20 protein-coding genes are annotated in these 26,780 nt (G+C 72.9%); 13 read left to right on the top strand and 7 right to left on the bottom strand.

The window, feature by feature from the left end:
• Positions 1 to 115 precede the first annotated feature (115 nt).
• The 7 genes from ABZ822_RS15470 (at position 116) to ABZ822_RS15440 (ending at position 12,643) form a co-directional block, all read left to right on the top strand.
• On the top strand, positions 116 to 472 hold the full coding sequence (locus ABZ822_RS15470) for an ArsC/Spx/MgsR family protein (protein ID WP_360852864.1): 357 nt from the start codon (positions 116 to 118) through the stop codon (positions 470 to 472).
• A 182-nt stretch (positions 473 to 654) separates the two neighbouring features.
• Complete coding sequence (locus tag ABZ822_RS15465; protein WP_360852861.1) at positions 655 to 3,864, top strand: AAA family ATPase; 3,210 nt, start codon at positions 655 to 657, stop codon at positions 3,862 to 3,864.
• Between the two features lie 928 nt (positions 3,865 to 4,792).
• A complete protein-coding gene (gene tkt, locus ABZ822_RS15460; RefSeq protein WP_360852858.1) occupies positions 4,793 to 6,883 on the top strand; it encodes a transketolase in 2,091 nt (696 codons plus the stop codon).
• 14 nt (positions 6,884 to 6,897) lie between these two features.
• Entirely contained in the window at positions 6,898 to 7,911 is a 1,014-nt protein-coding gene (gene gnd, locus ABZ822_RS15455) for a phosphogluconate dehydrogenase (NAD(+)-dependent, decarboxylating) (RefSeq protein WP_360853356.1), read from the top strand.
• A 3-nt stretch (positions 7,912 to 7,914) separates the two neighbouring features.
• Positions 7,915 to 9,372 carry a glucose-6-phosphate dehydrogenase gene (gene zwf / locus ABZ822_RS15450; protein ID WP_360852855.1) on the top strand — a complete coding sequence of 486 codons (1,458 nt, stop codon included), beginning with the start codon at positions 7,915 to 7,917 and terminating at the stop codon, positions 9,370 to 9,372.
• Between the two features lie 131 nt (positions 9,373 to 9,503).
• The gene (locus ABZ822_RS15445; RefSeq protein WP_360852853.1) at positions 9,504 to 10,253 is read left to right on the top strand and encodes a beta-phosphoglucomutase family hydrolase; all 750 of its coding nucleotides are present in this window, start codon (positions 9,504 to 9,506) and stop codon (positions 10,251 to 10,253) included.
• Complete coding sequence (locus ABZ822_RS15440) at positions 10,250 to 12,643, top strand: glycosyl hydrolase family 65 protein (protein WP_360852850.1); 2,394 nt, start codon at positions 10,250 to 10,252, stop codon at positions 12,641 to 12,643. Before ABZ822_RS15445 ends, ABZ822_RS15440 begins: the two co-directional genes overlap by 4 nt.
• 102 nt (positions 12,644 to 12,745) lie before the next feature.
• On the opposite strand, the gene ABZ822_RS15435 is transcribed toward ABZ822_RS15440, so the two are convergent.
• The 3 genes from ABZ822_RS15435 to ABZ822_RS15425 form a co-directional block, all read right to left on the bottom strand.
• Complete coding sequence (locus ABZ822_RS15435; RefSeq protein ID WP_360852847.1) at positions 12,746 to 13,393, bottom strand: DUF4360 domain-containing protein; 648 nt, start codon at positions 13,391 to 13,393, stop codon at positions 12,746 to 12,748.
• A 521-nt stretch (positions 13,394 to 13,914) separates the two neighbouring features.
• The gene (locus tag ABZ822_RS15430) at positions 13,915 to 14,715 is read right to left on the bottom strand and encodes a VWA domain-containing protein (RefSeq protein WP_360852845.1); all 801 of its coding nucleotides are present in this window, start codon (positions 14,713 to 14,715) and stop codon (positions 13,915 to 13,917) included.
• 303 nt (positions 14,716 to 15,018) lie between these two features.
• Positions 15,019 to 15,552 carry an HAD domain-containing protein gene (locus ABZ822_RS15425; RefSeq protein ID WP_360852842.1) on the bottom strand — a complete coding sequence of 178 codons (534 nt, stop codon included), beginning with the start codon at positions 15,550 to 15,552 and terminating at the stop codon, positions 15,019 to 15,021.
• A 199-nt stretch (positions 15,553 to 15,751) separates the two neighbouring features.
• Between ABZ822_RS15425 and ABZ822_RS15420 the strand changes: the two genes are divergently transcribed.
• Complete coding sequence (locus ABZ822_RS15420; protein ID WP_360852839.1) at positions 15,752 to 17,788, top strand: endoglycosylceramidase; 2,037 nt, start codon at positions 15,752 to 15,754, stop codon at positions 17,786 to 17,788.
• On the opposite strand, the gene ABZ822_RS15415 is transcribed toward ABZ822_RS15420, so the two are convergent.
• On the bottom strand, positions 17,739 to 18,767 hold the full coding sequence (locus tag ABZ822_RS15415) for a sugar kinase (protein ID WP_360852836.1): 1,029 nt from the start codon (positions 18,765 to 18,767) through the stop codon (positions 17,739 to 17,741). The two genes, ABZ822_RS15420 and ABZ822_RS15415, sit on opposite strands and share 50 nt — an antisense overlap.
• On the bottom strand, positions 18,752 to 19,669 hold the full coding sequence (locus ABZ822_RS15410) for a pseudouridine-5'-phosphate glycosidase (protein ID WP_360852833.1): 918 nt from the start codon (positions 19,667 to 19,669) through the stop codon (positions 18,752 to 18,754). Before ABZ822_RS15410 ends, ABZ822_RS15415 begins: the two co-directional genes overlap by 16 nt.
• A 486-nt stretch (positions 19,670 to 20,155) precedes the next feature.
• On the opposite strand from ABZ822_RS15410, the gene ABZ822_RS15405 reads away from it, so the two are divergent.
• From ABZ822_RS15405 to ABZ822_RS15385, 5 genes are all read left to right on the top strand, one after another.
• Positions 20,156 to 21,490 carry a glycoside hydrolase domain-containing protein gene (locus ABZ822_RS15405; protein WP_360852830.1) on the top strand — a complete coding sequence of 445 codons (1,335 nt, stop codon included), beginning with the start codon at positions 20,156 to 20,158 and terminating at the stop codon, positions 21,488 to 21,490.
• A gap of 24 nt (positions 21,491 to 21,514) precedes the next feature.
• On the top strand, positions 21,515 to 22,156 hold the full coding sequence (locus ABZ822_RS15400) for a uridine kinase (protein ID WP_360852829.1): 642 nt from the start codon (positions 21,515 to 21,517) through the stop codon (positions 22,154 to 22,156).
• Between the two features lie 201 nt (positions 22,157 to 22,357).
• A complete protein-coding gene (locus ABZ822_RS15395) occupies positions 22,358 to 23,083 on the top strand; it encodes an SDR family NAD(P)-dependent oxidoreductase (RefSeq protein ID WP_360852826.1) in 726 nt (241 codons plus the stop codon).
• A gap of 263 nt (positions 23,084 to 23,346) precedes the next feature.
• Positions 23,347 to 23,886 carry a hypothetical protein gene (locus tag ABZ822_RS15390; RefSeq protein ID WP_360852823.1) on the top strand — a complete coding sequence of 180 codons (540 nt, stop codon included), beginning with the start codon at positions 23,347 to 23,349 and terminating at the stop codon, positions 23,884 to 23,886.
• Between the two features lie 118 nt (positions 23,887 to 24,004).
• Positions 24,005 to 24,592: a hypothetical protein gene (locus tag ABZ822_RS15385; RefSeq protein ID WP_360852820.1), complete on the top strand. Its 588-nt coding sequence runs from the start codon at positions 24,005 to 24,007 to the stop codon at positions 24,590 to 24,592.
• A 233-nt stretch (positions 24,593 to 24,825) separates the two neighbouring features.
• On the opposite strand, the gene ABZ822_RS15380 is transcribed toward ABZ822_RS15385, so the two are convergent.
• Positions 24,826 to 25,455, bottom strand: coding sequence for a methylated-DNA--[protein]-cysteine S-methyltransferase (locus ABZ822_RS15380; RefSeq protein ID WP_360852817.1), 630 nt, complete (start codon positions 25,453 to 25,455; stop codon positions 24,826 to 24,828).
• Positions 25,456 to 25,627: 172 nt separating this feature from the next.
• Positions 25,628 to 26,560: a glycerophosphodiester phosphodiesterase family protein gene (locus ABZ822_RS15375; RefSeq protein ID WP_360852814.1), complete on the bottom strand. Its 933-nt coding sequence runs from the start codon at positions 26,558 to 26,560 to the stop codon at positions 25,628 to 25,630.
• Positions 26,561 to 26,780 lie beyond the last annotated feature (220 nt).

The following is a 26,780-nucleotide window of genomic DNA, read 5'->3' as shown; positions in this document are numbered from 1 at the left end:
CGGGCTCGAGCGGGCCGCGGCCCTCGTGCGCGAGAATCCGTGGGCACCGACGTGACCGCGGTCCGGCAGGAGCCCCTGCCCCCCCAGGACGCCCTGCCCGACGGAGAGGCCCGAGATGGAAATCTGGATCAACCCCGCATGCTCCAAGTGCAAGTCCGCGCTGACGCTCCTGGACGAGGAAGGCACCTCGTACACCGTCCGGCACTATCTGGACGAGCCGCCGAGCACGGAGGAGATCGAGGAAGTGCTGCGGCGCCTGGACATGGAGCCGTGGCACATCGCCCGTCTCGGAGAGCCGGTCGCCGCCGAACTGGGCCTGGACGCCTGGGCGCGTGACGCCTCGACGCGCGCCCGCTGGATCGAGACCCTCGCCGCGCACCCGATCCTGATCCAGCGCCCCATCATCACGGTCGACGACACGACGGCGGTGGTGGCCCGCACGGAGGACTCGCTCCGCTCGGTCCTCCCGTAGCGGCCGAGCCGTCCTCCGATTCAGCGCCGGCGCGAGCGGTGTCGGTCCGGGCCGGTGACGTGAGCGTCTGCTGAGTCCTGTGGGGGCCGGGCGAGCGGTGGGGCGTCTGCGCCGCGTGCGGGCGGAGGGGCGCTCGCGAAAACGGGCGTGGTCGTGTCACAGGCGTGTGGCACGATGCTGGCGTGCCAAGACTCGGATCGGGAATTCCGCTGGTCGGGCGTGGCGTCGAGATGGACCGGCTGCGTGCGGCGGTCCGCCGTGCGGCGGGGGGATCCTCCGGGGCGGTGCTGATCGCCGGGGAGGCCGGGGTCGGCAAGACCCGGCTCGTGGAGGAGCTGGCCGCGTACGCCCGCGAGGCGGGGGCGGTCGTGCTCTCCGGCCGCTGCGTGGACGTCGGCGAGGCCGGTCTGCCGTATCTCCCCTTCGTCGAAGCGCTCGCCCAGGCGCGCGATCTCGGCGGCGAGGGCCGTCCGGCGCGGCCGGGCTTGTCGATGCTGCTCCCCGGTCCCGTGGTCGCGCAGACCGAGTCGGCCGCCGCCGAACCGCAGCGCTTCGCGCCGAACTTCGTCAGCGTGTCCGGTATGGCACCGCGGCGCGAGCAGGACATCGGGCAGCTCCAGCTCTTCGACGCCGTCCACGCCCAGCTCGCCGAACTCGCCGCCGAGCGCAGCGTCGTGCTCGTCGTCGAGGACCTGCACTGGGCGGACGGTTCGACCCGGGGGCTGCTGTCGTTCCTGCTGTCCCGGTCGAGCACCAGAGGGCTGCTCGTGGTGGGCACCTACCGTACGGACGATCTGCACCGCCGCCACCCGCTGCGCCCGCTGCTCGCCGAACTCGCCCGCCTGCCCTCCGTGGAGCGGCTGGAGCTGGCGCCGTTCGACGCCGCGGACGCGCACGCGTTCGTCGCCGCGCTCGCCGAAGGGCGGGTGGACGAGGTGACGTTGAGGCGCGTCGCCGGCCAGTCCGAGGGCAACGCCTTCTTCGCGGAGGAACTGCTCGCCGCGTTCACCGACGAGGGCGGGGACGGCGAGAGCCGCGCGGGCACCACCCGCGGCATCCCGTCCTCCCTCATGGACGTCCTGCTGACCCGCGTGGAAGGGCTCGGCGAACCGGCCCAACGGGTCATCCGCGTGGCCTCCGTGGCCGGGCGCAGAGTCCGGCACAGCACACTCCGCGAGGTGTGCGATCTGGACGACGACCGGCTCGAGGAGGCGCTGCGCGAGGCAGTGCAGCACCATGTCCTCGTCGTCGGCGGTGACGGAGGCGGGGGTGGCGGCGGCAACGGCGGGGGCGGCACGGGAGGCGACCTCGGCGACCGGGAGATGTACGCCTTCCGGCACGCGCTCCTGCGCGAGGCCGTCTACGGCGATCTGCTGCCGGGCGAGCGCGTCCGTCTGCACGCCGCGTACGCCCGGTATCTGACGGAGCGACAGGAAACCCAGCGCGGAGCGTCCGCCGCGCTCGCCCACCACAGCCTGGAGAGCAACGCCCTGCCCGCCGCGCTCGCCGCGTCCGTACGGGCCGCCGAGGAGGCCACCGGCCTCGGTGCGCCCGCCGAATCGCTGCGCCTGCTGGAGCAGGCGCTGCGGCTGTGGAGCGCCGTGGAGCCGGACCGTCGCCCGCCCGGCACCGACGAACTCACCCTGCTGCGCAGGGCGTCGTGGGCGGCCGGCACGTCCGGGGAGCCGGAGCGGGCCGTCGCCTTCGCGCGTTCCGCCGTCCAGCTCGCCGACGAGCGCGACGATCCCGAGGTGGCCGCCGAGGCGCGGCGCCGGCTCGCCCAGGCCCTGCTCGCGATCGAGGGCACCGAGGAGGAGGCCCGTACGGTGATCGCGTGCGCCTGGGAGGGCGTGGCCGGACTCCCGCCGAGCCGTGTCCGCGCCTGGGTGCTGGCCGTACAGGCCCGAATCCTCCGCTTCGACCAGTGCGCATTCGCCCGCGAGCAGGCCGAGTTGGCGGTACGGGACGCGCGTGCCGTCGGCGCCACCGGAGCCGCCGCGGACGCGCTGGCCACGCTCGCGATCCTCACGGAACTCGAACGCGGGCCCGGCGAAGGCGGGCCGGACGAAGGCGGGCCGGAAGGCCGCGGGCCGGACGTAGGGGGGCCGGGCGACGGCGGGCCGGACGACGGTGAGCCCCGGGAAAGCGGGCCCGATAGGAGCCGGGCCCTGCTGATGGAGGCACTGGAGGGCGCCGCGGAGGCCGGCGCGATCGCCGTCGAGCTCCGGACCCGGTACTACCTCGGACTCCACCACTACGAGCGGGGGCGGCTGAAGGAAGCGGACGAGGCCATCGAGACAGGGGTCGGGCGCGCCTGCGCCACCGGCCTCACCTGGAGCGACTTCGGCCTGGAGCTGCGCGTGCTGCAGGTGCTGGTCCGCTTCGCGAGCGGCGACTGGGACGGGGGAGAGGCGGCGGCCGAGCAGCCGCGCGGGCGGGTCTCCGGCACCGTCTCCGCACGGCTCGCCGCCGTCGGCCTCCATATCGCCGTCGCCGGCGGCCGGTTCGGGGACGCGGAACAGCTGATCACCGACCTGCGCACGGAGTGGTACCGCGACCTGCAGATCCCGCTGATGGCCGGTTCGGTCGGCGCCGAACTGGCCTGCTGGCGCGGCCAGCCCGAACTCGCCGTCGCCCGGGTCCGCGAGACGCTCGACTGGGCCCGCAAGGTCGGCGGGCCCTGGCTGATGGCCGGGATCCGGCTCGGAGCCGTGGGCACGAGCGCGTACGCGGACCTGGCCGCGAACGCCATGGCCCGGGACGACACCACCGCGGCGGAGCGCGCCGTGGCGGAGGGCGAGCGGTTCGCCGAGCACGCCCGGCGTACGGCGGAGCACGGCACCCCGCGCACCGGCGTTCTCGGCCCCGAGGGGCGCGCCTGGCTCGCCCGGGCGGAGGCCGAACTGACCCGTCTGCGCGGCGCGAGCGCCCCGGAGAGCTGGGAGGCGGCGGTCGAAGCCTTCGGCTACGGGGCCGTGTACGAACAGGCGCTGTGCCGGTGGCGGCTCGGCGAGGCCCTGCTCGGCGCGGACCGCAGGGACGAGGCGGCGGGTGCCCTCCGGGACGCGGACGCGGTGGCGGCACGGCTCGGCGCCGTACCGCTGCGGGAGGCCGTGGCCCAACTCGCCCGCCGCGCACGGATCCCGCTCACCTCCGCCGACGGCAGACCGGTGCCGGAGAGCGGCGAGGCGGCGGCCGTGGCGCTCACGCCGCGTGAGCTGTCCGTGCTGCGCGTGGTGGCGCTGGGCAGGACCAACCGGCAGGTGGGCGAGGAACTGTTCATCAGCGAGAAGACGGTCAGCGCGCACCTGTCGCACATCATGGCGAAGCTGGGCGCGAGCCGGCGGGGCGAAGCGGTGGCGATCGCGTACGAGCGGGGGCTCCTGGACTGACGCGTGGTGCTGCGGCGAGGGGTGTCGGGGCGCCCCCGCGGCGGCGCGTGTCCCTCGCGAACTCGGGAGTCGGCGGCCCGAGTTCGCGCCGGCCGCTTGGCCCCGGCCTCGCCGCGTACGGCCCCCTGGACCCGCGCCCGCCTCGCCGGGCCTTGGCCGCTCCCGGTCGGGCGCTGCCCTGCCCGGCCGCGCCCTGGGCCTGCCCTCGAGGCCATGCCCGTCCGGCCCGGGCCTGGCCGACTCCCATAGAGCCCAGAGCCGGCCCTCACCGGTGGCTCGTCCTGCGCGCGCCCGCCTCGCCATGCCGCGGCCGCTCCCTGGCAGGCCCTGGACGGTCTGTCCGGCTCCGCCTGTCCGGCTCAGCCTGTCCGGGTTCGCCTGTCCGGCACGGTCTGTCCGGCTCAGCCCTCCAGTCCGAGCCCGGCTCTCGGGCCCTTAGGCGCCCCCTGTCGGGGACGGTCCTGGCCCTGCCCCGTACGGCCCCGTGCGCTTCGCCGCCGCACTCTCGGCCCCCGCACCACCCCGTGGGAGTCCGCCTCCGCCTTACCCCGTCGGGCCAGCGCCCCGTCGGGCCAGCGCCCCGTCGGGCCCGCGCCCCGTCGGGCCCGCGCCCCGTCGGGCCAGCGCCCCGTCGGGCCCGTGGCCTCGCCCCCGCCGGGCCCGCGTCCGCCCTTCACCCGCGGCGGGTGAGGTGACGCGGCGTCCCCGTCCGCCACTCTCGGAGCAGGCCCGCGGCTGGGTGCCCCTGCCCACGCCCGCGGGGCCCATCGCCGGGCCCGGCCGGGACCCGGCCCACCCGGCGGATCGGAGACCAGCCCCGCGCCGCGTCGGAGACCCGCCCCGAGGAATCGGGGACCCGCCCCGCGGCATCGGAGGACCCCGCCGGAACGGCGACCCGATCCGGCGATCGGAGATCGGAGAGGTGCCCATGACCGACCCGGACACGTTGGCGGTGAACACCATCCGCGGCCTCTGCATGGACGCCGTCCAGCGGGCCGACTCCGGGCACCCCGGTACGCCGATGGGCATCGCGCCCGTCGCGTACACGCTGTGGCAGCGCTTCCTGCGTTTCGACCCCGGCAATCCGATCTGGCCGAACCGCGACCGCTTCGTCCTCTCCGAGGGGCACGCCTCCACTCTGCTGTGGTCCCTGCTGCACCTCACCGGTGTCCGCGCCGTGGACCCCGACTACGAGGTGCTGGGCCGCCCCGCCGTGACCCTGGACGACCTCAAGTCGTTCCGCCGGCTCGACTCGCACTGCCCCGGCCACCCCGAGTACCGGTGGACGAGCGGGGTCGAGACCACCACGGGGCCCCTCGGCCAGGGCGTGGCCACCTCCGTCGGCATGGCGATCGCCGGGCAGTGGCTCGCCGCGCGCTACAACCGCGACGGCTTCCCGCTCTTCGACTTCGACGTGTACGCCCTCGCCGGCGACGGCTGCATGATGGAGGGCATCGCCTCGGAGGCCGCCTCGCTCGCCGGCTACGAGCAACTGTCCCGTCTGTGCTGGATCTACGACGCGAACCGGGTCACCATCGAGGGCCACACGGACATCACCTTCACCGAGGACGTGGCGGCCCGCTTCCTCGCGTACGGCTGGAACGTCACCACCGTCGCCGACGCCAACGAACTCGACCAGGCCGCCCGCGCCTTCCACACCTTCAAGGCCGAGACCGAGCGCCCCACCCTCGTCCTGGTGCACAGCCACATCGGCTACGGCTCACCGGTCGAGGACTCGCCGAAAGCCCACGGATCCCCCTTCGGCCCCGAGGGCGTCCGCGAGACCAAACGCTTCCTCGGCATGGACCCGGACGCCGACTTCGCCGTCCCCGACGGTGTGCGCGACCACTTCGACCACGGCATCGGCGCGCGCGGCGAGGAGCTGCGCATCGAGTGGGAGAAGCGGTTCGAGGACTACAGGGCCGCGTACCCCGCTCTCGCCGACGAGGTGGAGCGTATGCAGCGCCGCGAGCTCCCGGGCGGCTGGGAGGCGGCGCTGCCCGACTTCCCGCCCGACCCCAAGGGCATGGCGACCCGCGAGTCGTCGGGGCGGGTGCTCAACTCCCTTGCGCAGAAGGTGCCGTGGCTGCTCGGCGGATCGGCGGACCTGTCGCCGTCCACCAAGACCCGTCTGACGTTCGACGGGGCGGGGGACTTCGAACCCGACGACCGGGCGGGACGCAATCTGCATCTCGGGGTACGGGAACACGCCTCGGCCGCCGTCGCGAACGGCATGGCACTGACCAAACTCCGCCCGTACTGGTCGGGGTTCCTGATCTTCTCCGACTACGCGAAGGGCGCGATCCGGCTGTCCGCGCTCATGGAGATCCCCAGCGTCCACATCTTCACGCACGACTCGATCGGGGTCGGCGAGGACGGCCCCACCCACCAGCCGGTCGAGCAGCTCGCCGGTCTGCGCGCGATGCCGGGGCTGCTGGTCTTCCGGCCCGCGGACGCGAATGAGGTCTCCGAGACCTGGCGCGTCGTGGCCGCGCTGCGCCACGAGCCCGCGGCGCTGGTCCTCTCCCGGCAGGCCCTGCCGACGCTGGACCGGTCGGAACTCGCGCCCGCGTCCGGTGTCGCGCGCGGGGCGTACGTCCTGGCCGACGCACCGTCAGGGACACCCGAAGTGATCCTGCTCGCGACCGGATCCGAGGTCGCCCTCGCCCTCGCCGCGCGCGACGAACTGGCCGCCGAGGGCATCGGGGCCCGGGTGGTGAGCATGCCGTGCTGGGAGCTGTTCGACCGCCAGCCCCGGGAGTACCGCGACCAGGTGCTGCCGCCCGACGTACCGGCCCGGGTCGCCGTGGAGCAGGCGTCCACCTTCGGCTGGGAACGCTGGGTGGGCGACCGCGGCACCGTCGTCGGGATGCACACCTACGGCGCCTCCGCGCCGCTCAAACAGCTGCTCACCAAGTTCGGGTTCACCCCTGAGCGGGTGGCCGCCGCCGCACGGGACTGCGTGGAGGCCACCGGCCGCCACGCGCCGCAGCGACAGGAAACGGAGGGCCGGTCATGACCACGGACACCCCCCTGCAGCTCGGCATGGTCGGGCTCGGCCGGATGGGCTCCAATCTGGTGCGCCGGCTCATGCGCGACGGCCATCGCTGCGTCGTGTACGACCTCGACCGCGAGGCCGTCGAGGAGCTGGAGCGCGAGGGCGCCTCCGGGGCCTCCTCGCTCCAGGACCTCGTGGGGAAGTTGGAGACGCCCCGGACCGTGTGGCTGATGCTGCCCGCCGGCGTCGTCCGGTCCACGCTGGAACAGCTCACCGGAATGCTCGAGCCCGGGGACACGGTCATCGACGGCGGCAACTCGTACTACCGCGACGACATGGCCCGCGCCCGGCAGCTCGCGCCGCACGGCATCCACTACGTCGACTGCGGGACGTCGGGCGGCGTCTGGGGCCTGGAGCGCGGCTACTGCCTGATGATCGGCGGCGAGGACGAGCCGGTCCGGCGCCTCGACCCGCTCTTCCGCACCATCGCCCCCGGTGTCGGGAGCGCCGAGCCCACCCCCGGCCGGACCGGCACCGGCGGGACCGCCCCCGAGGGCTATCTGCACTGCGGGCCCAGCGGCGCCGGGCACTTCGTGAAGATGGTCCACAACGGGGTCGAGTACGGGATGATGGCCGCCATCGCGGAGGGCCTCAGCATCATCGAGCACGCGGACGCCGGTCTGAGGGACCGGTCGGTGGACGCCGAGACGGCCCCGCTGCGCGAGCCCGAGGCGTACCAGTACGAGATCGACGTGGCCGAGGTCGCCGAGGTGTGGCGGCGCGGATCGGTCGTCGGCTCCTGGCTCGTCGACCTGATCGCCGACGCCCTGGCCCGCTCCCCGGAACTCGGCTCGTACACCGGGCGCGTCTCGGACTCGGGGGAGGGCAGGTGGACGGTGCTCGCGGCGGTCGACGAGAGCGTGCCCGCTCCCGTCATCAACGCCGCGCTGACCGAGCGCTACGAGTCGCGCGGGCTGGGCGAGTTCGGCGACAAGGTGCTGTCCGCGATGCGCGGCGAGTTCGGCGGGCACGCCGAGAAGGCGGCGTGAACCATGGCGTCGGCGCGCCCGTCGCGGCGCAGCACGGGGCCGGTTCCCGACCCGCACGTCATCGTGCTGTTCGGGGCGACCGGTGACCTGGCCCGGCGCAAGCTGCTGCCCGGGCTGTTCCATCTCGCCAAGGCCGGGCTGCTGCCCTCCCGTTACCGCATCGTGGGCTCGGCGCCCGCGCAGGCCGCGCTCGGCGACGACGCGTTCCGCAAGCACGCGCGGGAGGCCGTCGAGGAGTTCGGGCGGGCGAAGCCCGACGGCCGGGCCTGGCAGGAGTTCGAGGAGACGCTGCGCTTCGGCGCCGCCGACTCCGACGACCCCGGGCCGCTGCTCGCGGCCGTGCGGGACGCCGAGCGGGACATCGGCGGGAGCCCGCGCCGGCTGTTCCATCTGGCCGTGCCGCCCGCGGCGTTCACCTCCGTCGTCGAGTTGCTCGGCGCGACCGGGCTCGCCGAGGACGCCCGGCTGATCGTGGAGAAGCCGTTCGGCACCGACCTGCCCTCGGCCCGGGCCCTCAACGACACGATCCACGCGGTCGTCGACGAGTCGCGGGTGTTCCGCATCGACCACTTCCTCGGCAAGGAGTCCGTGGACAACATCCTCGCGCTCCGCTTCGCCAACGGACTATTCGAGCCCATCTGGAACCGCGACCACATCAGCCATGTGCAGATCGACGTGCCGGAGAGCATCGGCATCGAGGGCCGCGCCCAGTTCTTCGAAGGCACCGGCACCTTCCGCGACATGATCGTGACGCATCTCTTCCAGCTCCTCGGTTTCGTCGCCATGGAGCCGCCGACCGCCCTGAACGCCAAGTGCCTGAGGGACGAGACGGAGAAGGTCTTCGAGACCATGGAACCCCTCGACCCGGCGCAGGTCGTCCGCGGTCAGTACGAGGGGTACCGCCAGGAGCCAGGGGTCGCCCCGCACTCCGACACCGAGACCTTCGTCGCCCTGCGCGTCCGGCTCGAGAACTGGCGGTGGGCCGGCGTCCCGTTCTATCTGCGGTCAGGCAAGTCCCTCGGGCAGGGGCGGCACGTGGTCACGCTCGGCTTCCGTGAACCCGCCCTGCGGATGTTCCCCGACGATGCGCGGCGCGGCGCCGGTGCCCAGGGCAACCGGCTCGTCATCGACTTCGCCGACCCCGGCCGGATCGCGGCCCGCTTCCTGGTGAAGGACCCCGGCCCGGCCATGCACCTCGGCACGGCCGACATGACCTTCAGCTACGCCGAGTCCTTCAACAGCCTGCACGCCCTGGAGGGCTACGAACGCCTCATCCTCGACGCCATGCTGGGCGACCAGTCGCTGTTCACGCGCGCCGACGGGATCGAGCGCCTCTGGGCGGCGTCCACCCCGCTGCTGGAGAACCCGCCGCCGGTGCAGCCGTACGCCCAGGGCTCCTGGGGGCCGGACGCGGTGCGCCGGCTGATCGCGCCCTACCACTGGTACCTGCCGGACCGTTAGGGTCCGGCGGCAAGCCCCGACCGCCGGTGACCGGGGGACACGGCCAGGCGGGGAGTCCGCGCCGTCCGCGGATCCCGCGGCCGCCGCGCGTCGTCCGCACCCGCCCGCCGGTCGCTTCTAGGCTCGGGGCCATGCTCGGGCTTCCGGATCACGTGCGTACCTGCCTCTTCGACCTCGACGGTGTGCTCACCCGGACCGCTGAGGTCCACGCGGCCGCGTGGAAGGAGATGTTCGACGACTATCTGCGGCATCGGGCCGACCGCGAGGGCGTCCCGTTCGTGCCCTTCGACCCGGTGCACGACTACGACCGGTACGTGGACGGGCGGCCGCGCGCCGACGGGGTCCGCACCTTCTTCGCCGCCCGCGGCATCGACCTCCCCGAGGGCACCCCCGACGACCCGCCGGAGGCGGACACCGTCCACGGCCTCGGCAACCGCAAGAACGACCTGGTGCTGCGCAAGATCGACGAACAGGGCGTGCAGCCGTACGAGGGCTCGGTCGCCTACGTCCGGGCCGCCCGGGACGCCGGGATCCGGCGCGCCGTCGTCTCCTCGAGCGCCAACTGCCGGGCGGTGCTGGAGGCCGCGGGCATCGCCGATCTCTTCGAGACGCGGATCGACGGCATCGTCGCCCGACGGCAGCGCCTCCGCGGCAAGCCGCACCCCGACACGTATCTCGCCGCCGCCCAGGCGCTCGGGGCGGAACCGGGCGACGCGGCGGTCTTTGAAGACGCGCTCGCAGGAGTGGAGTCCGGTCGTTCGGGGAACTTCGGAATGATCGTCGGCGTGGACCGGACGGGACAGGCCGACGAACTGCGCCGGCACGGTGCCGACGTCGTCGTCCAGGACCTGGCCGATCTGCTGGAGGGCCGAGACACGTGATCAGCCACCCGAACTACGCCGTGGAACCCTGGTGTCTGCGGGAGACCGAGCTCGACCTGCCCGTCCTGGCACAGAGCGAGTCCGTCTTCGCCCTGGCCAACGGGCACATCGGCTGGCGCGGCAACCTCGACGAGGGCGAGCCGCACGCACTTCCCGGCACCTACCTCAACGGTGTCCACGAACTGCACGACCTGCCGTACGCGGAAGCCGGCTACGGCTATCCCGAGTCCGGCCAGACGATGATCAACGTCACCAACGGGAAGATCATCCGGCTGCTTGTCGACGACGAACCCTGCGACCTCCGCTACGGCGAACTCGCCGCCCACGAACGGGTCCTGGACTTCCGCGCCGGAGTGCTGCGCCGCACCGCCGACTGGACCTCCCCGGCCGGCCGCAGCGTCCGCATCACCTCCACCCGGCTGGTCTCCCTCACCCAGCGGGCCGTCGCCGCGGTCCTCTACGACGTGGAACCGCTCGACGGACCGGCCGACGTCGTCCTGCAGTCCGAGCTCGTCGCCAACGAGCAACTGCCCGGCGGGGACGACGACCCTCGCAACGCCGCCGTCATCGACTCCCCGCTGCTCGCCGAGGAGGACTTCGCGCAGGGAACCCGGCTGCGCCTGGTCCACCGTACGAACCGCAGCGCCCTGCGCGTCGCGGCCGCCGCCGACCACATCGTCGACGGGCCCGAGTCGACCGCCTGGTCGGCGGAGAGCGAGCCGGACGTCGCACGGCTCACCGTCACCAGCAGGGTCGAGCCCGGACAACGGCTGCGGCTGGTGAAGTTCGTGGCGCAGGGCTGGTCCGGGCAGCGGTCGCTGCCCGCCGTGCACGATCAGGTCGACGCGGCGCTCGCCGCGGCCCGCTCCACCGGCTGGGAGGGCCTGCTCCGGGACCAGCGCGCGTATCTGGACGACTTCTGGTCGCGCGCTGACGTGGAGGTCGAGGGCGATCCGCAGATCCAGCAGGCCGTACGGTTCGCGCTGTTCCACCTGCTGCAGGCATCGGCGCGCGCCGAACGGCGGGCCATCCCTGCCAAGGGCCTCACGGGCACGGGCTACGACGGGCACTCGTTCTGGGACATCGAGTCCTTCGTCCTTCCCGTCCTCACCTACACCGCCCCCGACGTCGTCGCACCGGCCCTGTGCTGGCGGCACGCGACCCTGGAGGCCGCCCGCGACCGGGCACACCAACTCGGCCTGCGCGGCGCGACATTCCCGTGGCGCACCATCACCGGGCAGGAGTGCTCGGCGTACTGGCCCGCCGGCACCGCCGCCTTCCATGTGAACGCCGCCGTCGCCGACGCCGCCGTGCGCTACGCGATGGCCACCGGGGACGAGGACTTCGAGCGCGGCCCCGGGCTGGACCTCCTGGTCCACACGGCGCGCCTGTGGCGCTCGCTCGGCCACCACGACACCGAGGGCACCTTCCACATCGACGGGGTGACGGGCCCCGACGAGTACAGCGCCGTGGCCCGCGACAACCTCTACACCAACCTGATGGCGCAGCAGAACCTGGTCGCCGCCGCGCAGGCCGCCGTACGCCACCCGGACCGGGCGCGGGAACTCGGCGTCGACGACGAGGAGACCGCGGAGTGGCGGGACGCCGCCGCCCGCGTCGCCGTGCCGTACAACGAGACGCTCGGCGTCCATGAGCAGTCGGCGGGCTTCACCCGGCTCCAGATGTGGGACTTCGAGGACACCGAGCCCGGCCAGTACCCGCTGCTGCTGCACTTCCCGTACTTCGACCTCTACCGCAAGCAGGTCGTCAAGCAGGCGGACCTGGTCCTGGCGATGCAGGTCCGCGGCGACGCGTTCACCGCGGAGGAGAAGGCCCGCAACTTCGCGTACTACGAGGCACTGACCGTACGGGACTCCTCGCTCTCCGCGTGCTCGCAGGCCGTGATGGCCGCCGAGACCGGCCACCTGGGCCTGGCCTACGCCTACTTGGGCGAGGCGGCGCTGATGGACCTGGAGGACCGGGAGCACAACACGCGGGACGGGCTGCACATCGCGTCCCTCGCGGGCACCTGGATCGCGCTGGTCTCCGGCTTCGGCGGCATGCGGCGGCCCGGCGACCACCACGACGGCGAGCTCTTCGGGTTCGCGCCGCGGCTGCCGGAGCAGCTCTCGCGGCTGGCGTTCAGCGTCGTGGTGCAGGGGCGGCGGCTGCGGGTGGAGATCGGCGACTCGACCGCGCGCTACACCCTGGTCCACGGGGAGCCGCTGCGGATCCTGCACCACGGCGAGGAGGTCACCGTCTCGGGCAAGGAACCGGTCGAGCGGCAGGTCCCTCCCCTGCCGCAGCGACCGGAACCGCGCCAGCCCAAGGGCCGGCGCCCCGCCGACCGCTCGGGCGGGACGCCGGACCGGGAGGAAGCACCGGACTGACGGCGTCCGGGGAGGCCGTCACCCCCGTCGCGGGAGGGTGACGGCCGTGGCTCGCCGGTGGCGTGGCAGGCGGGTGCCGCGGGCTGTTCCCGTGGCCCTGGCTCAGCGCTTCTCCTCGCACTCCTTCCAGGCCAGGTGGTAGACCGTGCTGACGCTGGCGTCGGTGGAGTCCATCGTCATGAAGCTGGTCTTGCGCGGGTCGGAGGTGCCCCGGTTCACGCGCAGTTCGGTGTTGATGTTGAAGTTGCGCTGCTCACCGCAGGGCGCCCAGACGAGCTGCGCGACATCGGTCTCGTCGGAGGCCTGCCAGGTGTCGTTGTAGGGGCCCTTGAAGGTGTGGCTCTTGGTGACCGTCTGCGGCATGCCCTGGAAGTAGTAGTTGGCCCGCGACTGCCCGCTCGCGCCGTTCTCCAGGTACGCGAACCCGCGGTAGTCGGCCCGGGCGATGGCGTACGTGAAGCCGCCGGGAACATGGACGATCAGGTTGAGCTGGCAGTTCTTGCGGAACCACGTCGGATCCGCGTTCCCGCCCACCTGGGCGAGGTAGTCGCTGTACGTCACGGTGAAGGCCTCGTTGTCGGGCGAGACGGCCACGGCGGCGGTGCCCTCGGGACACCCCGACCCGTTGACGGTCGCGAGCTCGATCACGATCTTGTCCGGCGGGACGTCGATCGCGGGCGCACCGTAGGCCGACGTGGTCGCACCGAACAGCGCGGCCACCGCACCGAGCACGGCCAGGGTTCTTCGCATGGGGGGTTCTCCATTCGCTCGTCGCTGGTCCCGACACCCGTCTGCGGCGCGGCGGATGGCGCGGGGCAGGGTGGGGCGTCTGTGAAGAAGTGCTAGAGATTGCGACCACATGGGAGCAGGTTGCGGCGAACCTGTGAAGGCCGCCTCGGGGTGGGCGCGCATTCGGACGGCCGGTACGGGGGAGATCCGGCCGAGTGCGGGATCGGCCGGAATGGGGGTGGCGGCCGGGGCGTCCTGGCAGTGGGGCCCTCTGAGGGCGCCCACCGGAGCCGGAGTGACCAGCTCCGGTGGGCAGGTGGACCGGCACGCAGGGGGCGGATTCCGGACGGCCGCGCCGTCGCCGCCCGGTGAGGGCGGCGGTGAGGCGCTGCCAACTCGTCCAATTCACGACGGGGTTCGGTCCGTTGAACCGTCACACGGTTGCGTCCCCGATCCCGCGGGTCCCGTGGCGCGCGGGTCTCCACTGCGCGCGCCGGTCTCCTTGGTGAGTGCCGGTCTCCCTTACGCGACGCCGGTCTGCCTCATACGCCGCTCGTCTCCGGCGAGCCGCTCGACCGCGGAGCGATTCCCGCCGCATGGGCGGCGGCCAACCACGCGGGGAACTCACTCATGAGCCTGTCGTACAGCGCGGCATCCGTGAGCGCGCGCGGCTCGGACCCTGCGGGAAAGAAGCCGGTGTTGTCGACGATGCGCTTTCCCGGCACATCGAGATCGTCCAGCCTCCGGAGAAAGTCGAACTGTGCGTCCTCGGGATCCCCGAACCCGATGAACTGCCAGAACATCGGCAGCCGCGCAGCCCTGCAGACCCATCGCTCGGTGGCCGTGCGGTTCGTCGGACCGCCGTCGGTCTGGAACACGACGAACGCCGGATCCTCGCTGCCGCTCGCCAGATAGTGGTCGATGACGGCGTCCATGGCGGCTTCGTAATGGGTCCGGCCCATGTGCCCCAGGGAATCGCTGAGCGGACCGATGCGCCCGGCGTAGCTTTCCAGCGAGATTTCGGCGGTGCCGTCGACATCCGTGGAGAAGAACACCACCGGGACGACACCGTCGTCATCGAGGAGCGCGGCCAGCCCGAGGACCTGTTCGGCGAGATGCTGGACCGTACCGTCCTTGTAGTAGCGGCGCATCGAGCCGGAACGGTCGAGAACGAGATAGACGGCGGCGCGATGACCGGTCAGCCCGAGGTGTTCCAGTGCCGTCGCCGCGGACTTGTAGAGACTGACCAGCCGCGGGGCGGTGCGCTCCACCTTCTCGAGGCTGATGGCGGGACCGTGCGCGACGGGTGGTGGAGCGGTGTGCTTGGAGTAGTCGATCGCCATGGGTGCGGTTCTTCCGGTGTAGTGCCTTGGGGGTGCGTGCGGGGCAACGGGCGCGCCCGGTCGGCTCATCCGTCCTGCGACGTCCCGGGAGCCAGGCCATGGCGTCGAGTACGCGCAGCAGGGACACATCGTCGCCGATGCCCGCGGACGTGCGGACCAGGTGAACTCCCGTGGAAATCCTGCCCATACGGGTGAGAGCGATGGCAGGAATGCAGGTCTATCACTTCTCTTCCGCCTGTCAGGGGGATTCGCCCGAACGATCAGATGCCGACCCCGGTCTTGTCCCTGGCGCCGGAAGCGGTGTCATAAATCCCGCGCCCATCCCTCCAGGCGCGCGAAGTCATCGTCCCGGAGCCCGCGCCGGGGGTCGATGCGGAGCAGCAGGGCCGGGGCGTCGTGGTGGGTTGCCACGTGGGCCGTGTCGCGGTGCGTGATCAGGTCGTCGACCCAGGCGAAGGGGCGGCCCGCCGCCCACGCGAGGATGTGGCGGGTCTTCCAGTACAGGCCCTCGGGGTCGCGGGTGAAGAGTTCGGGCCATTCGATGACCGGCAGGTCGCGCGGGAGGCCGATCGCCGGGGCGATCATCTCGTTCGCCTGGTGCATCCATGTCGTGGCCCAGGCCAGTTCGTACGGCAGCGCGGTGAGGCGTGCCCCGTGGCCCGGATTGAGCCGGACGCGCAGGCCGCGGCGGTGGCGGCGCGAGCCGGGGGTCTGGCGGGCGAGCCAGATCGCGGGATGGAAGCGGTGGGTCGTGTAGCCCTGGGGACGCAACAGCCGGGCGCCGTGCGGGTTGAGCGGGCCGTCGACGTCGAGCAGCAGCAGCGGGCGATCCGTCATGCCGTGGTCCCTACCCCGGCCGCCGCCGGTTGCCCCTCGACGTGCACTCTCGACGCGGAAAGGTAACGCAGAAAGGCGACGCGGACTCGACGCGGAACGCGACGCGGAAAGGCGACGCGGAGGTCCGCGCCGTTCCTGCCGCAGCGGCACAGGGCCATCGAACTTGACGGTTCGTCAGATCACCGCGACCGTAGGGCCCATGGCGAACCCACGCGCGCACCGGGGCCCGTTCCGTACGCGGTGGTTGGCCGGCCTCGTCGCCGGGCCGGCGGCCGTGGCGGCGTTGTACGGCGCCCCCGCCCAGGCACAGGACCAGGCACGGCCCCAGGGCCGGGCGCCTGCGCCCGCGCACACCTCCGCCCAGCGCACCGCCGGCGCCCCGCTCTGGTTCGACACCCGCGCCGCGGACGACGTGACCCCGCAGGGCACGCGCTTCGTCGACGGCCACGGACGCGAGGTCGTCCTCCGCGGATTCAACGTGTCCGGCGAGGTCAAACTGGACGAGAACCGCGGGCTGCCGTTCGCGAGTACGGCCGATGCGCGCACGTCCGCCCAGGCCCTGCGGAATCTGGCCGGCGCCGACTCCGTCCGCTTCCTGCTCTCCTGGGCCTACGCCGAGCCCGAGCCCGGACGCGTCGACACCGCCTATCTCGCCGCGGCGACCGAGCAGATGAAGGAATTCCTCGACGCCGGGCTCCGGGTGTATCCCGATTTCCATCAGGACCTCTTCTCCCGCCATCTCTTCGACCGGGACAGCTGGTACACCGGTGACGGCGCCCCCGCATGGGTCGTGAAAGCGGGCGGCTACGGCAAGGAGTTCTGCGGAATCTGCGTGCACTGGGGCCAGAACATCACCCAGAACAAAGCCGTCATGGACGCGAGCCGGGACTTCTGGCACAACCGCACGCTCTCCACCGACCACGGATCCCTCGGTGTCCAGGACGCCTTCCTGGACACCGCCGAGAAGACGATGACGTATCTCCGCGACCATCTCACGGCCGGTCAGTTCGCACGCGTCGCAGGGTTCGACCCGTACAACGAGCCGTACGCGGGGACCTACGAGTCCGGGCAGAACAGCCGCTCCTGGGAGCGGGACCTGCTGTGGCCGTTCTACGAGCGGTTCCGGGCCCGTATGGATGCCGCGGGCTGGCGGGACAAGCCCGCGTTCGTGGAGCCGAATCTGTACTGGAACTCCAATCTCGACTTCACCCGCCAGGAGGGCGGTCTGCTCGACGCAGGAAAGCTCGGCCCCCGCTACGTCTTCAACACGCACTTCTACGACCAGAAGGCGATATCCGGGATCTTCATGCCGGGAAAGGCGAAGGACGGCCGGTACGGGGCGGACTTCCAGAAGCTGCGCGACCGTTCGGCCGCCGCCGACACCCCGGCCGTGGTCAGCGAATTCGGCCATCCCCTGAACGGCCTGGTCGCGGACAAGGCGCCGACCATCCTGAAAGCGATGTACCAGGCGCTCGAATCCCGTCTCCCGGGCCGGGACTGGTGGAACCGGGCACCCGAATCAGGTTCCGTTCTCTCCTCGACCCAGTGGCAGTGGGACCTCTACAGCGGCCGTCATCACGAAGCGATGAACGGCCATCCCGGCAAGGTGCTCACCGAGGCCGACGCGTGGAACGACGAGGATCTCTCCGCCGTCGCGCTCGACGACTCCGGCGAGCCCGTGCTGCGCCAGGACGCACGGCTCATCGACCGCCTCCACCCGACCGCGGTCGCGGGCCGCACCCTCGCCTTCACCTACGAGGACCGGTCGCGCGACCGCGGCACCACGCTCACCTGGAACCGCGTCCCCGACGACCTCCCGAACGTGGCCCGACTCGTCGGCTCCGGCCAGTACGGCATCCTCGTATGGCGTTCCGGCGACGGCCCGGCCGGGGTGCCGACCGAACTGCATGTGCCGCACACCTTCGACCCGGCCACCACGACCGTGATCTCCGATCTCGGCACGGTCACCGGCCCTCCGCGCTACGCCGCCGAAGGGCGCACCGCCTCCCATCCCGTCGCGATCGCACCCGAACCCGGAGCGTCGGCGGACACGGGGGACGGCGGTGCGACGGCCCGCCGGCTGCTGTTCTCCGCGCCCCACCGGGCGGGGGCGCTCCACTACGCCCTCGTCAGCGACGGCACGACGCGCCCTTCGTCCGAACTGCGTGCCGCCGCGCAGAGGGAACTCAACCGCTGGACGGTCCGTTCCGGCTTTCCCGAGGCCCCGGCGGGCTGACGGCCGCGGGCCCCGCGTTCCGCGCGCCGGTCCCCGACGGCGTACGGCCCGGGGGTACGGGGCGGCCGCCGGTCACCGTCACGGCTTCCGCTCCGGCGCGGCAGCCGGCCCGGGCGGCGGACACGGCGTCGTGCGCCGCCAGACGCGCGGCGAGGAACGCGCCGGTGAACGCGTCGCCCGCCCCCGTCGTGTCCACGCACCGGGCAGGTACCGCGGCGACCCGCGGGCCGGCCGTGCCGTCCGACGCCAACAGGGCGCCGTCCGGCCCGAGTTTCGTGACCACGAGCGGGAAACGGCCGCTCAGGACGGATGCCGCTTCCTCGGGGTCCTGCGTGCCGGCGAGGAGCCGGGCCTCCTCGAGGCTGGGGAGCAGGACATCGACGCCGGACAGCGCGTCGAGGAGCCGGTCGGGTCCGAAGCCGGCGATGAAGCCCGCCGACGCCGGGTCCACGCTCACCGGGATGCCGTGCGCCCGGGCGGACTTCAGCGCCGCCCGCGCCAGTGCGCGGGAGCTGTCCGCGAAGAAGAGATAGCCCGACAGGTGGAGCCGGGCCACCCCGTCCAGGAAGGCGTCGTTCCAGTCCTCCGGGCCGAGGCGGAGGGCGGCGCCGCTGTCGGTGACCAGAGTGCGCTCGGCCGTCGGGTCCACGAGCGAGATGACCACCGCCGTGGGGACGTCCGGGTCGATGCGGAGCATCGGACGGACGCCGGACCGGCGCAGCGCCTCCTCGTGCCAGGACGCCGAGTCCTCTCCGGCACAGGCCAGCAGGCGTACGTCGGAGGCGCCCGCATGGGCCGCCCAGCACGCGACGTTGGCACCCGCGCCGCCGGGCAGCGTCGCGATCCTGGCGGCGGTGTCGGTCGCCGCGGCCAGGGGAGTGGCATGGCGGGCGACGACATCCGTGACGACGTCGCCGATGACCAGCAGTGCGCCGGGAGTTCCGCCCGCGGCGACGGGACCGCTCACGCCTGGGCCCATGCCGTCGCGATCTGCGCCGCGAGGCGCACATTGCCGCGAACGGCGGCCAGGTTGGCCTCAAGCGACGCGCCCGCCGTGTGGCGGACCAGGTAGTCCAGGAGGAACGGGGTGACCGCCTGGCCGGTGACGCCCTCGCGGGCGCACGCCTCCAGCCCGTCCTCCAGCACGCGGTCGTGGAGGGCGGGGTCGAGCTGATGGTGCGTGGGAACCGGGTTGGCCACGACGAGGGCCGACTCCCGTTCGCCCAGCCTGTCCTGGGCGGCCATGATCGCGGCCACGCTCCGGGGTTCCTGCACCGTCCAGTCGACCGGCTCGCCCGAACTGCTCACGTAGAAGCCGGGGAAGGAGTCGGTCCGGTAGCCGACGACGGCGACGCCCAGGGTCTCCAGGCGCTGCAGGGTCGCCGGTACGTCGAGGATCGACTTCACGCCCGCGCAGACGACGGTGATGCGTGTCCGGGCGAGGAGCCCGAGGTCCGCCGATTCGTCCTGCGTCGTCGTCCACTCGCGGTGGACGCCCCCGAGGCCGCCGGTCGCGAACACCCGGATCCCGGCGCGCCGCGCCAGGAAGGCCGTACCGGACACCGTCGTCGCCCCGCTCGCCCCCGCCGCCAGCGCAGGCGCGAGGTCGCGGTGGCCGAGCTTCCGCAGCGAGGGGTCGTCGGCGACTCGCTCGAGCTGCGCCTTGCCCAGGCCCACATGGACCTGTCCGTCGAGAACCGCGATGGTCGCGGGCACCGCGCCATGGGCCCGGACGATTTCCTCCAGCTCCTCCGCCACCCGCAGATTGCGGGGCCGGGGGAGGCCGTGCGCGATGATCGTCGACTCCAGGGCGACCACGGGGCGACCGTCCGCCAGCGCTCCCCGTACCTCCTCGGACTGGACCATCAAGGGTGCGGTCATCGCTGTTCGGCTCCCGTCTCGTCGGTGGTGCAGTGCTGCCGTCCTTCTCCGGCGGCCGTCCCGGTCGGCGGACTCCGGAGCGAGGCCCGCCCCGCGCAAGCCCCCCCCGTAAGCCCTCGTCCGGCCTCCATACGGGTACGGCCGGCCGCCCCTCGGCGCGGCCATACGGGTACGGCCTGGGCCCGCGTACAGCCGTCGTCCCGGGAACGGCGGTCCGCGGTACGACCGTGCCGATCAGGCGCTTCCTACCCATCCCTGGCATGCGCGCCACGCACCCAAACCTGCGCGGCAGTCCTTGACTCCGGCGTCGTTTGGATGGAAAACCATGACACAAGATGACAAATGCTGATAGTCCGTCACGGTCCCGAGCGCGTGAGCTCACGGGGACGCGTCTGAGAAGCGCTCGCCGGAAAGCTCCTGAGCACGCCCTCGCGTGAACCGAGAACTCGAGAACCGCCGGACCCGGCCGACTCCACGGGGGCCTTCATGCGCAAGCTCCGCGCCACGCACCGCATCAGACCGAGTCTCACCCTCCTCGTCGCCGCCGTCACCGGCGGCGCGCTGACGTTCGTCCTCGCCCCGCCCGCCACCGCCGACCCCGCCACCCCGGTCACGTATCCCTCGGGCGGAACCTCCACGCGCTTCTCCGGGCAGGCCTTCGACACCTGCTCGGCGCCGACCCTCGACGCCATGAAGGCCTGGGGCAGCTCGCCGTACCGCGCCGTCGGCATCTACTTCGGCGGCGTCAACCGCACCTGCTCCCAGCCGCAGCTCACCCCCGACTGGGTGGGCGAGGTCACCGGGCTGGGCTGGCGGCTGCTCCCCATCTACAAGGGTCTGCAGCCCGCCTGCGGCGCCCGCGCCAAGGACGAGAAGATCACCTCCTCGGGAGCGGCCGCCGAGGGCAGGGCCGCGGCCCGGGACGCCGTCTCCAAGGCCAAGGCCCTCGGCCTCCTCCCCGGCAGTGCGTTCTACAACGACATCGAGAACTACTCGCGGACCGACACCGGCTGCCGTGACGCCGTCCTCACCTACCTCTCCGCCTGGACCAAGGAGCTGCACGCCCGCGGCTATCTCTCCGGGGTCTACATGAACCTCAACCACGGGGCGAAGGACCTCGCGGACGCCCACAACTCCTCGTCGTACGCCCGCCCCGACGCCCTCTGGATCGCCCGCTACGACGGCACCCAGTCCCTCACCGGGTGGGAGGGCATCGGCGCGTCGCAGTGGGCCGTGCACCAGCGCGCCAAGCAGTACACCAACAGCCACGACGAGACCTACGGCGGCGTCCGGATCAACATCGACAGCGACCGGCTCGACGCACCGGTGGCCACGGTCGCGCACCCGTACAAGGTGACCAGCTCCTCCGCGCTCTCGGCGCGCAGCGGGCCCACCACGACCGCGTCGGTCGTCCGCTCGGTCGGCGCGGGAGCGTCGGTGAACGCGGTCTGCCAGACACCGGGTTCCAAGGTCGGCGACAGCTCCGTGTGGAACAAGCTCTCCGACGGCACGTACATCGCCGACAGTTACGTGAACACCCCATCGGACACCGGCTACAGCGAGGCCCTGCCGCGCTGCGCGTACCCGTACCAGGTCACGGCCGCCGACGGGGTCAACCTCCGCACCGGCGCGGGCACCGCGAACGCCACCGCCGGGACGATCCCCGGCGGCGCCCTCGCCTGGGTCGTCTGCCAGGCGCCGGGGTCGGACGTGAACGGCACCAAGGTGTGGAACAAGCTCGACAACGGCCGCTGGGTCTCCGACTACTACGTGTCCAACGCCAGCAATACGACGTACAGCAAGCCCGCGCCGCGCTGCTGAGCCCGGCACAGGCATGATGGGGACGTGCGGCTCGAAGCGATCTCCTGGGAACGGTTGACCGGCGCTCTCGCCGGCCGGATCGCGGAGACGGAAGCCGCCGACGGCAGCCCCTGGCTGCGCGTCGCCGTCGACGGAGCACGCGCCGCCGGCCCCGAGGGGCCGGCGGCCGCCGTCGCGGACGCCCTGCGTCTCCTCGGCCGCCCGGTCCTCACGGTGGCTGCGGGCGGATTCCTGCGACCCGCCTCCCTGCGCTACGAGTACGGGCGCGAGGACCCCGACACGTTCTACGACGGGTGGCTCGACACCGGCGCGCTGTGGCGCGAGGTCTTCGGCCCGCTGGAGCCCGGGGGCAGCGGGCGCGTCCTGCCGGACCTGTGGGACCCGGACACCGACCGCGCCACGCGCAGCCCCTACGCCGAACTGCCGCCCGGCGGCGTGCTGATCCTGCACGGACCGCTCCTCCTCGGACGGTGGTTCCCCTTCGACGTGACGGTGCATCTGATGCTGACGCGCGCCGCGCTCGCCCGCCGGACGGAAGAGCGGGACCGCTGGACCCTCCCGGCCTTCGAGCGCTACGAGGAGGAAGTGGAGCCGTCGGAGGCGGCCGACGTGGTCGTGCGGGTGGACCATCCCCGCAACCCGGCCTGGAGCGGGTGGCGAGGTTAGAGCGCCGGAGCATTGGCTCGGGCGGGGAGCGCTCCGGCGTACGGGGACCCGTGCCGTGGTGCCGTGAGAGGTGGGGAATGTGGGTTGACTTGGAGTGCGCTCCAAGTGATGCACTCCGGGTCCCGGTCGGGAGAGGGGGGGCGCGGCAGCCGCCGTCGGCCACCGTCCCGACCCCGTCACCTGAGCATCGGGGGCCTTCTCATGACAAAATCAACGACCGTTTCCTCGCCCGACTCCCCTGTCGTCCTCATCACGGGCGGCGGCAGCGGCATCGGGGCGGCGGCGGCACGGCGGCTACTGGACCTGGGACACCGCGTGGCCGTCACCGGGCGGACGGCGGACCGGCTGCGCAGGTTCTCCGACGAACTCGGCTGCCCCGAGGGGCTGTTGACGCTGCCCGGGGACGCGTCCGACCACGAGGCCGTCGAGTCGGCCGTCGGCGCCACGCTGGACCGGTTCGGACGGCTGGACACCGTCGTCGCCAACGCCGGGTCCGCCACCCACGACACCCTCGCCGACGGCGATCCGGCGGCGTGGCGGGACATGGTGCTGACGAACGTCCTCGGCCCGGCCCTCCTCATCAGGGCCGCCCTTCCGGCGCTGAAGGAGACGCGCGGGCGCATCGTGCTCGTCGGCAGTGTGGCCGGGATCGTGCACACCCCGGGCAACGTCTACGGGGCGACCAAGTGGGCGGTGACGGGGCTCGCCGAGAACGCCCGCCGCATGGTGACCGGGGACGGTGTCGGTGTGACCCTGATCGCTCCGGGGCGGGTGGAGACGCCCTTCTGGGACGGGCTCGGAAGCCTCCCCGAAGGACGGCTGCTGACAGCCGATCAGATCGCCGAGTCGATGGTGTGGGCGATCCGGCAGCCGGAGGGCGTCGACGTCAACAGCGTGATCGTCAGGCCGGTCGGCCAGCCCGTGTGACGGTGCCGGTCCGGTGGGGAGTGCGGGGCGCGGGGCGTGTGCCCGGGGTGGGGAGCGTGGACGGGGGCGTGGCCGTAACCGCTTGCTGCACGCATCTGTCCGTGTACGGACAAAGCCTGCCACCATCGTCCACGTCCGTACGCGGTCCGTACGCACAACCTGTGCGCCCCTCGCGCGAACGCACGACCGCGTTCGCGTGGGGCGTCCGGTACCGCGTCGGCGAGAACACCCCACGAACCCCCACTCGACACCGGGAGAAACCCGTGAAGAGATCCGCACTTCTCGGCCTGTCCGGCGCTCTCCTCGCCGCCGCGACGGCGTTCGGCGCCGCCGCCGCGTCCCCCGCCGCCGCGTCCCCCGCCACCCCGGCCGCCTCCGAACGGGCCGCGGCCGCCAAGCTCACCCACGCCCAGGCGACGTCCCGGCTGAGTGCCGCCGGCATCTCCTGGACCTCCAGCGGCGGGTGCAGCGACCGCAACAACCCGACCTGCACCTCGTTCGAGCAGGTCAATCTCGCGACCGTCCAGGGCGCGGACACCCTGAGGTCCGCGAGCGGGTGCGCCCTCACGATCACCGGGGGCACGGAGACCGGCCACGCCTCCGGCACGTACAGCCACTGGAACGGCTACAAGCTCGACTTCAGTCCCACGAGCTGCCTCAGCAACTACATCACCGGCACGTTCACGAACATCGGTCCCCGCCCGGGTGACGGCGCCGCTCAGTACCGATCGGGTTCGGGCAACATCTACGCCCGCGAGAGCAACCACTGGGACGTCCTGTACTACAACTGCGGCGGCTGCTGACCGCGCGCCACCCCCTGCTCCCGTGCCCCCTTTCGTCCCTCGGGGACGCGCTGGCGTACTGGTTGCCCGGGCCCCGGGCAACCAGTGCCGGGCGGTACGCAGGAAGGGGCGGAGTGCGGTGAAGTGGCTGCGGAAACGGCAAGGGCAGCGCGAGCACGACCTCAACGAGAACGCCAAGGAGATGTTCAGCCGGGGCGACCGCGACGGGGCGTTGCGGCTCTGGCGGGAGCTGGCCACGACGGGGGACGGCGCCGCCGCCGCGAACATGGTGATCGAGTGCGCCGCCGACGAGCTGTACGACGAGGCGTTCGCGTGGTGGGGCAAGGCCGTCGAACGCGGCATGGACATCCCCGTACACGAGCCCGGCGTACGGCTGCGCACGATGCAGCGCAGACCCGCTGCCGAGGGGTGGTGGCGCAAGGCGGCCGAGGCCAGGAACGACGACACCAGCCGCGAGTACCTGGGCGCCGCCCTGCGCGAACAGGGCCGGTCGGACGAAGCCGAGGAGTGGCTGAAGCCGGGCGCGGAGCGCGGACACGGGGGCTGCGCACGGGAGTTGGCGACGCTGTACATGCGCCGGAAGGAAGAGGCGACCGGCGACCAGGCCAAGCGCGACCACGCGGCCCGGGCGCTCAACTGGGCCCAGCGGGCGGTGGTCGCCGGTGACGCACGTGCCCGGGTCCTGCTGTTGCGTCTCGACCGCTGAGGCCGCCGGGCCGACGTGCCGGGCCGAGGCGCTGGGTCGAGGTGCCGGGCTGAAGTGCCGTACTGAGGAATCGAGTTCAGGCACGGGCGACGGCCGAGAGGGGCACGGTACGGCGCGGAACTCGGCCTGTGCGCCCGGTGGTTGCACCGGTGCCCGGGCGCCGTGCCTCACCCGGTCGGCATGGACCGGCCCTCGCCTCTCGGCGCGGAACGGGAAGCCTCCGCGGCCGTCGTTCAGAACAGCGGCTGCGGCAGCACCCCTTCGAGCGCGAGCAGGGCGCGCTTGGTCTCCAGCCCGCCGCCGAAGCCGCCGATGCCTCCACCGCTCTCGACCACGCGGTGGCAGGCGACCACGACCGGCAGCGGGTTGGAGCCCATCGCCACGCCCACGGCCCGTGCCGCGCCGGGCTCGCCGACCCGCTCGGCGAGGTCGACGTAGCCGACGACCGTGCCGTACGGGACGCCGTCGGCCAGTTCGCGCAGCACCTGCCGGTTGAAGCCGCCGGACAGCGACCAGTCCAGAGGGAGGTCGAAGGCGCGCAGGGTGCCGTCGAAGTACGCGCCGAGCTGGTCCACGGCCTCCGTCAGTACGCGATCCGCCGCCGCCCGGTCCTCTGCTGCGCCGCCTCCGGCACCGTCCTGGGGCGCCGCTTCCGCGCCCTGATCCCCGCCCCCGCCCCGCCGCTCGGCCGGTGAGCCGACCTCCACGGGCTCCGCGCCCAGCCGCGCCGCCAGGCGCTCCCGTGCCGCGCGGGACGTCTCCTCGTCGGCGTGGAAGACGACGTTGACCAGCCCTCCGGGAGTGGCGGCGAGCAGCAGCGGCCCGATCGGGCTGTCGGTCACGGTCCAGGTCACGGTGGTCATGCTCCGGAGCGTAGCGCCGGGGTCCGACATCCCCGCGGGCTCCGCCGTACCGCCGCGACCGGCCCCGCTCCGCACCACCGCCACCCGCTCCGCTCGCCGTCCCCACGCGGTGCGGCCGCGCCCCGGGCGGGGGCGCGGCCGCGAGGGTCGCCGTGGGCTCCGGGAGCGGGAGCTACGGCGTGGCGCCGGCCCCGGCCGGTTCGCGGGAGGCCCCGGAACCGGTGTCCGCGGTGACGCCCTGTGTGGCGTCCCGTACGACATCGGGCTTGTTGGTGATGATCCCGTCGACCCCGTACCCGGCCAGGCGCTTCGCGATCTCGGCGTCGTTGACCGTCCAGGTGAACAGCTCCAGGGTTCGCTGGTGCGGTCCCCGGAGGCTGTGAACGGCCTTGACGTACTCGGGGGTCACCGTCCCCTGGCTCGGGTTGATCTGGTCCGTGAACTCGGCGTACGCCGGGAGGTCGGCGACCGCCGGGGTCCCGAGGAACCCGGTCTTCACATCACGCCGGATCGTGTGCACCGTCTTGATGGCGTCCGCGTCGAAGGACTGGATGATCAGCTTGCTCCGCACATGGGACCGGTCGAGCCAGCCCTCGCGGAACAGCACCCACAGCGTCTGGGCCTCGATCCCCGGGTAGAGGTCGGGCGCCTTCAGCTCCAGCAGCAGCTTCTGGTGGTTGTCCTCGACCCGGTCCAGGTACTCGCTCAGCGTGGGTACGCGCGCGCCCTTGTAGTCCGCGGAGAACCAGCTCCCCGCGTCGAGCCGCTTGATCTCGGCCAGGGTGAAGTCGGCGACGTTCCAGGGGGAGCGGTCCGGGAAGACCTCCTCCACGTCGGTGGTGCGCTTCAGGTTGGTGTCGTGGATGACGACCAACGCGCCGTCCCTGGTGCGCTGGACGTCGTTCTCCACCCAGGTGGTGTCGAGCTCGTCGGCCTTGTCGACCGCCTCGAGCGTGTTCTCGGGTGCGTACGCCGATGCGCCGCGGTGTGCCACGACCACGGGGCCGTGGTCCGTCTCGGCGGCGTGCGCCGTGGATGTCGGGAGGAACAGAGCGGAGAACCCCAGAATCGCACCAAGAGCGGCGGCGACAGCGCGTGTTTGCACATGGACTCCTCGCGTCGGCTGTGCACGGACGCCAGGAGAGTCCCAGTCGGGTCCCAACGGGGGACAGGCGCAGAATGGCCAAGAGTTGAACGGGACACCTCAGGATCTTCGGAGCGCGGCAAACCGCTCAGGACGCGGTCCCGGTGCGCTCCCGAGCGCCCCCTGTGCGCGCCGGGGGCGCCCCCTGTGCGCGCCGGGGGCGCCCCCCCGAGCGCTCCGG

It is taken from the genome of Streptomyces sp. NPDC047108 (assembly GCF_040643575.1).
Classification (GTDB): Bacteria; Actinomycetota; Actinomycetes; order Streptomycetales; family Streptomycetaceae; genus Streptomyces.
This window is presented reverse-complemented; position numbering and strand designations above follow the sequence as displayed.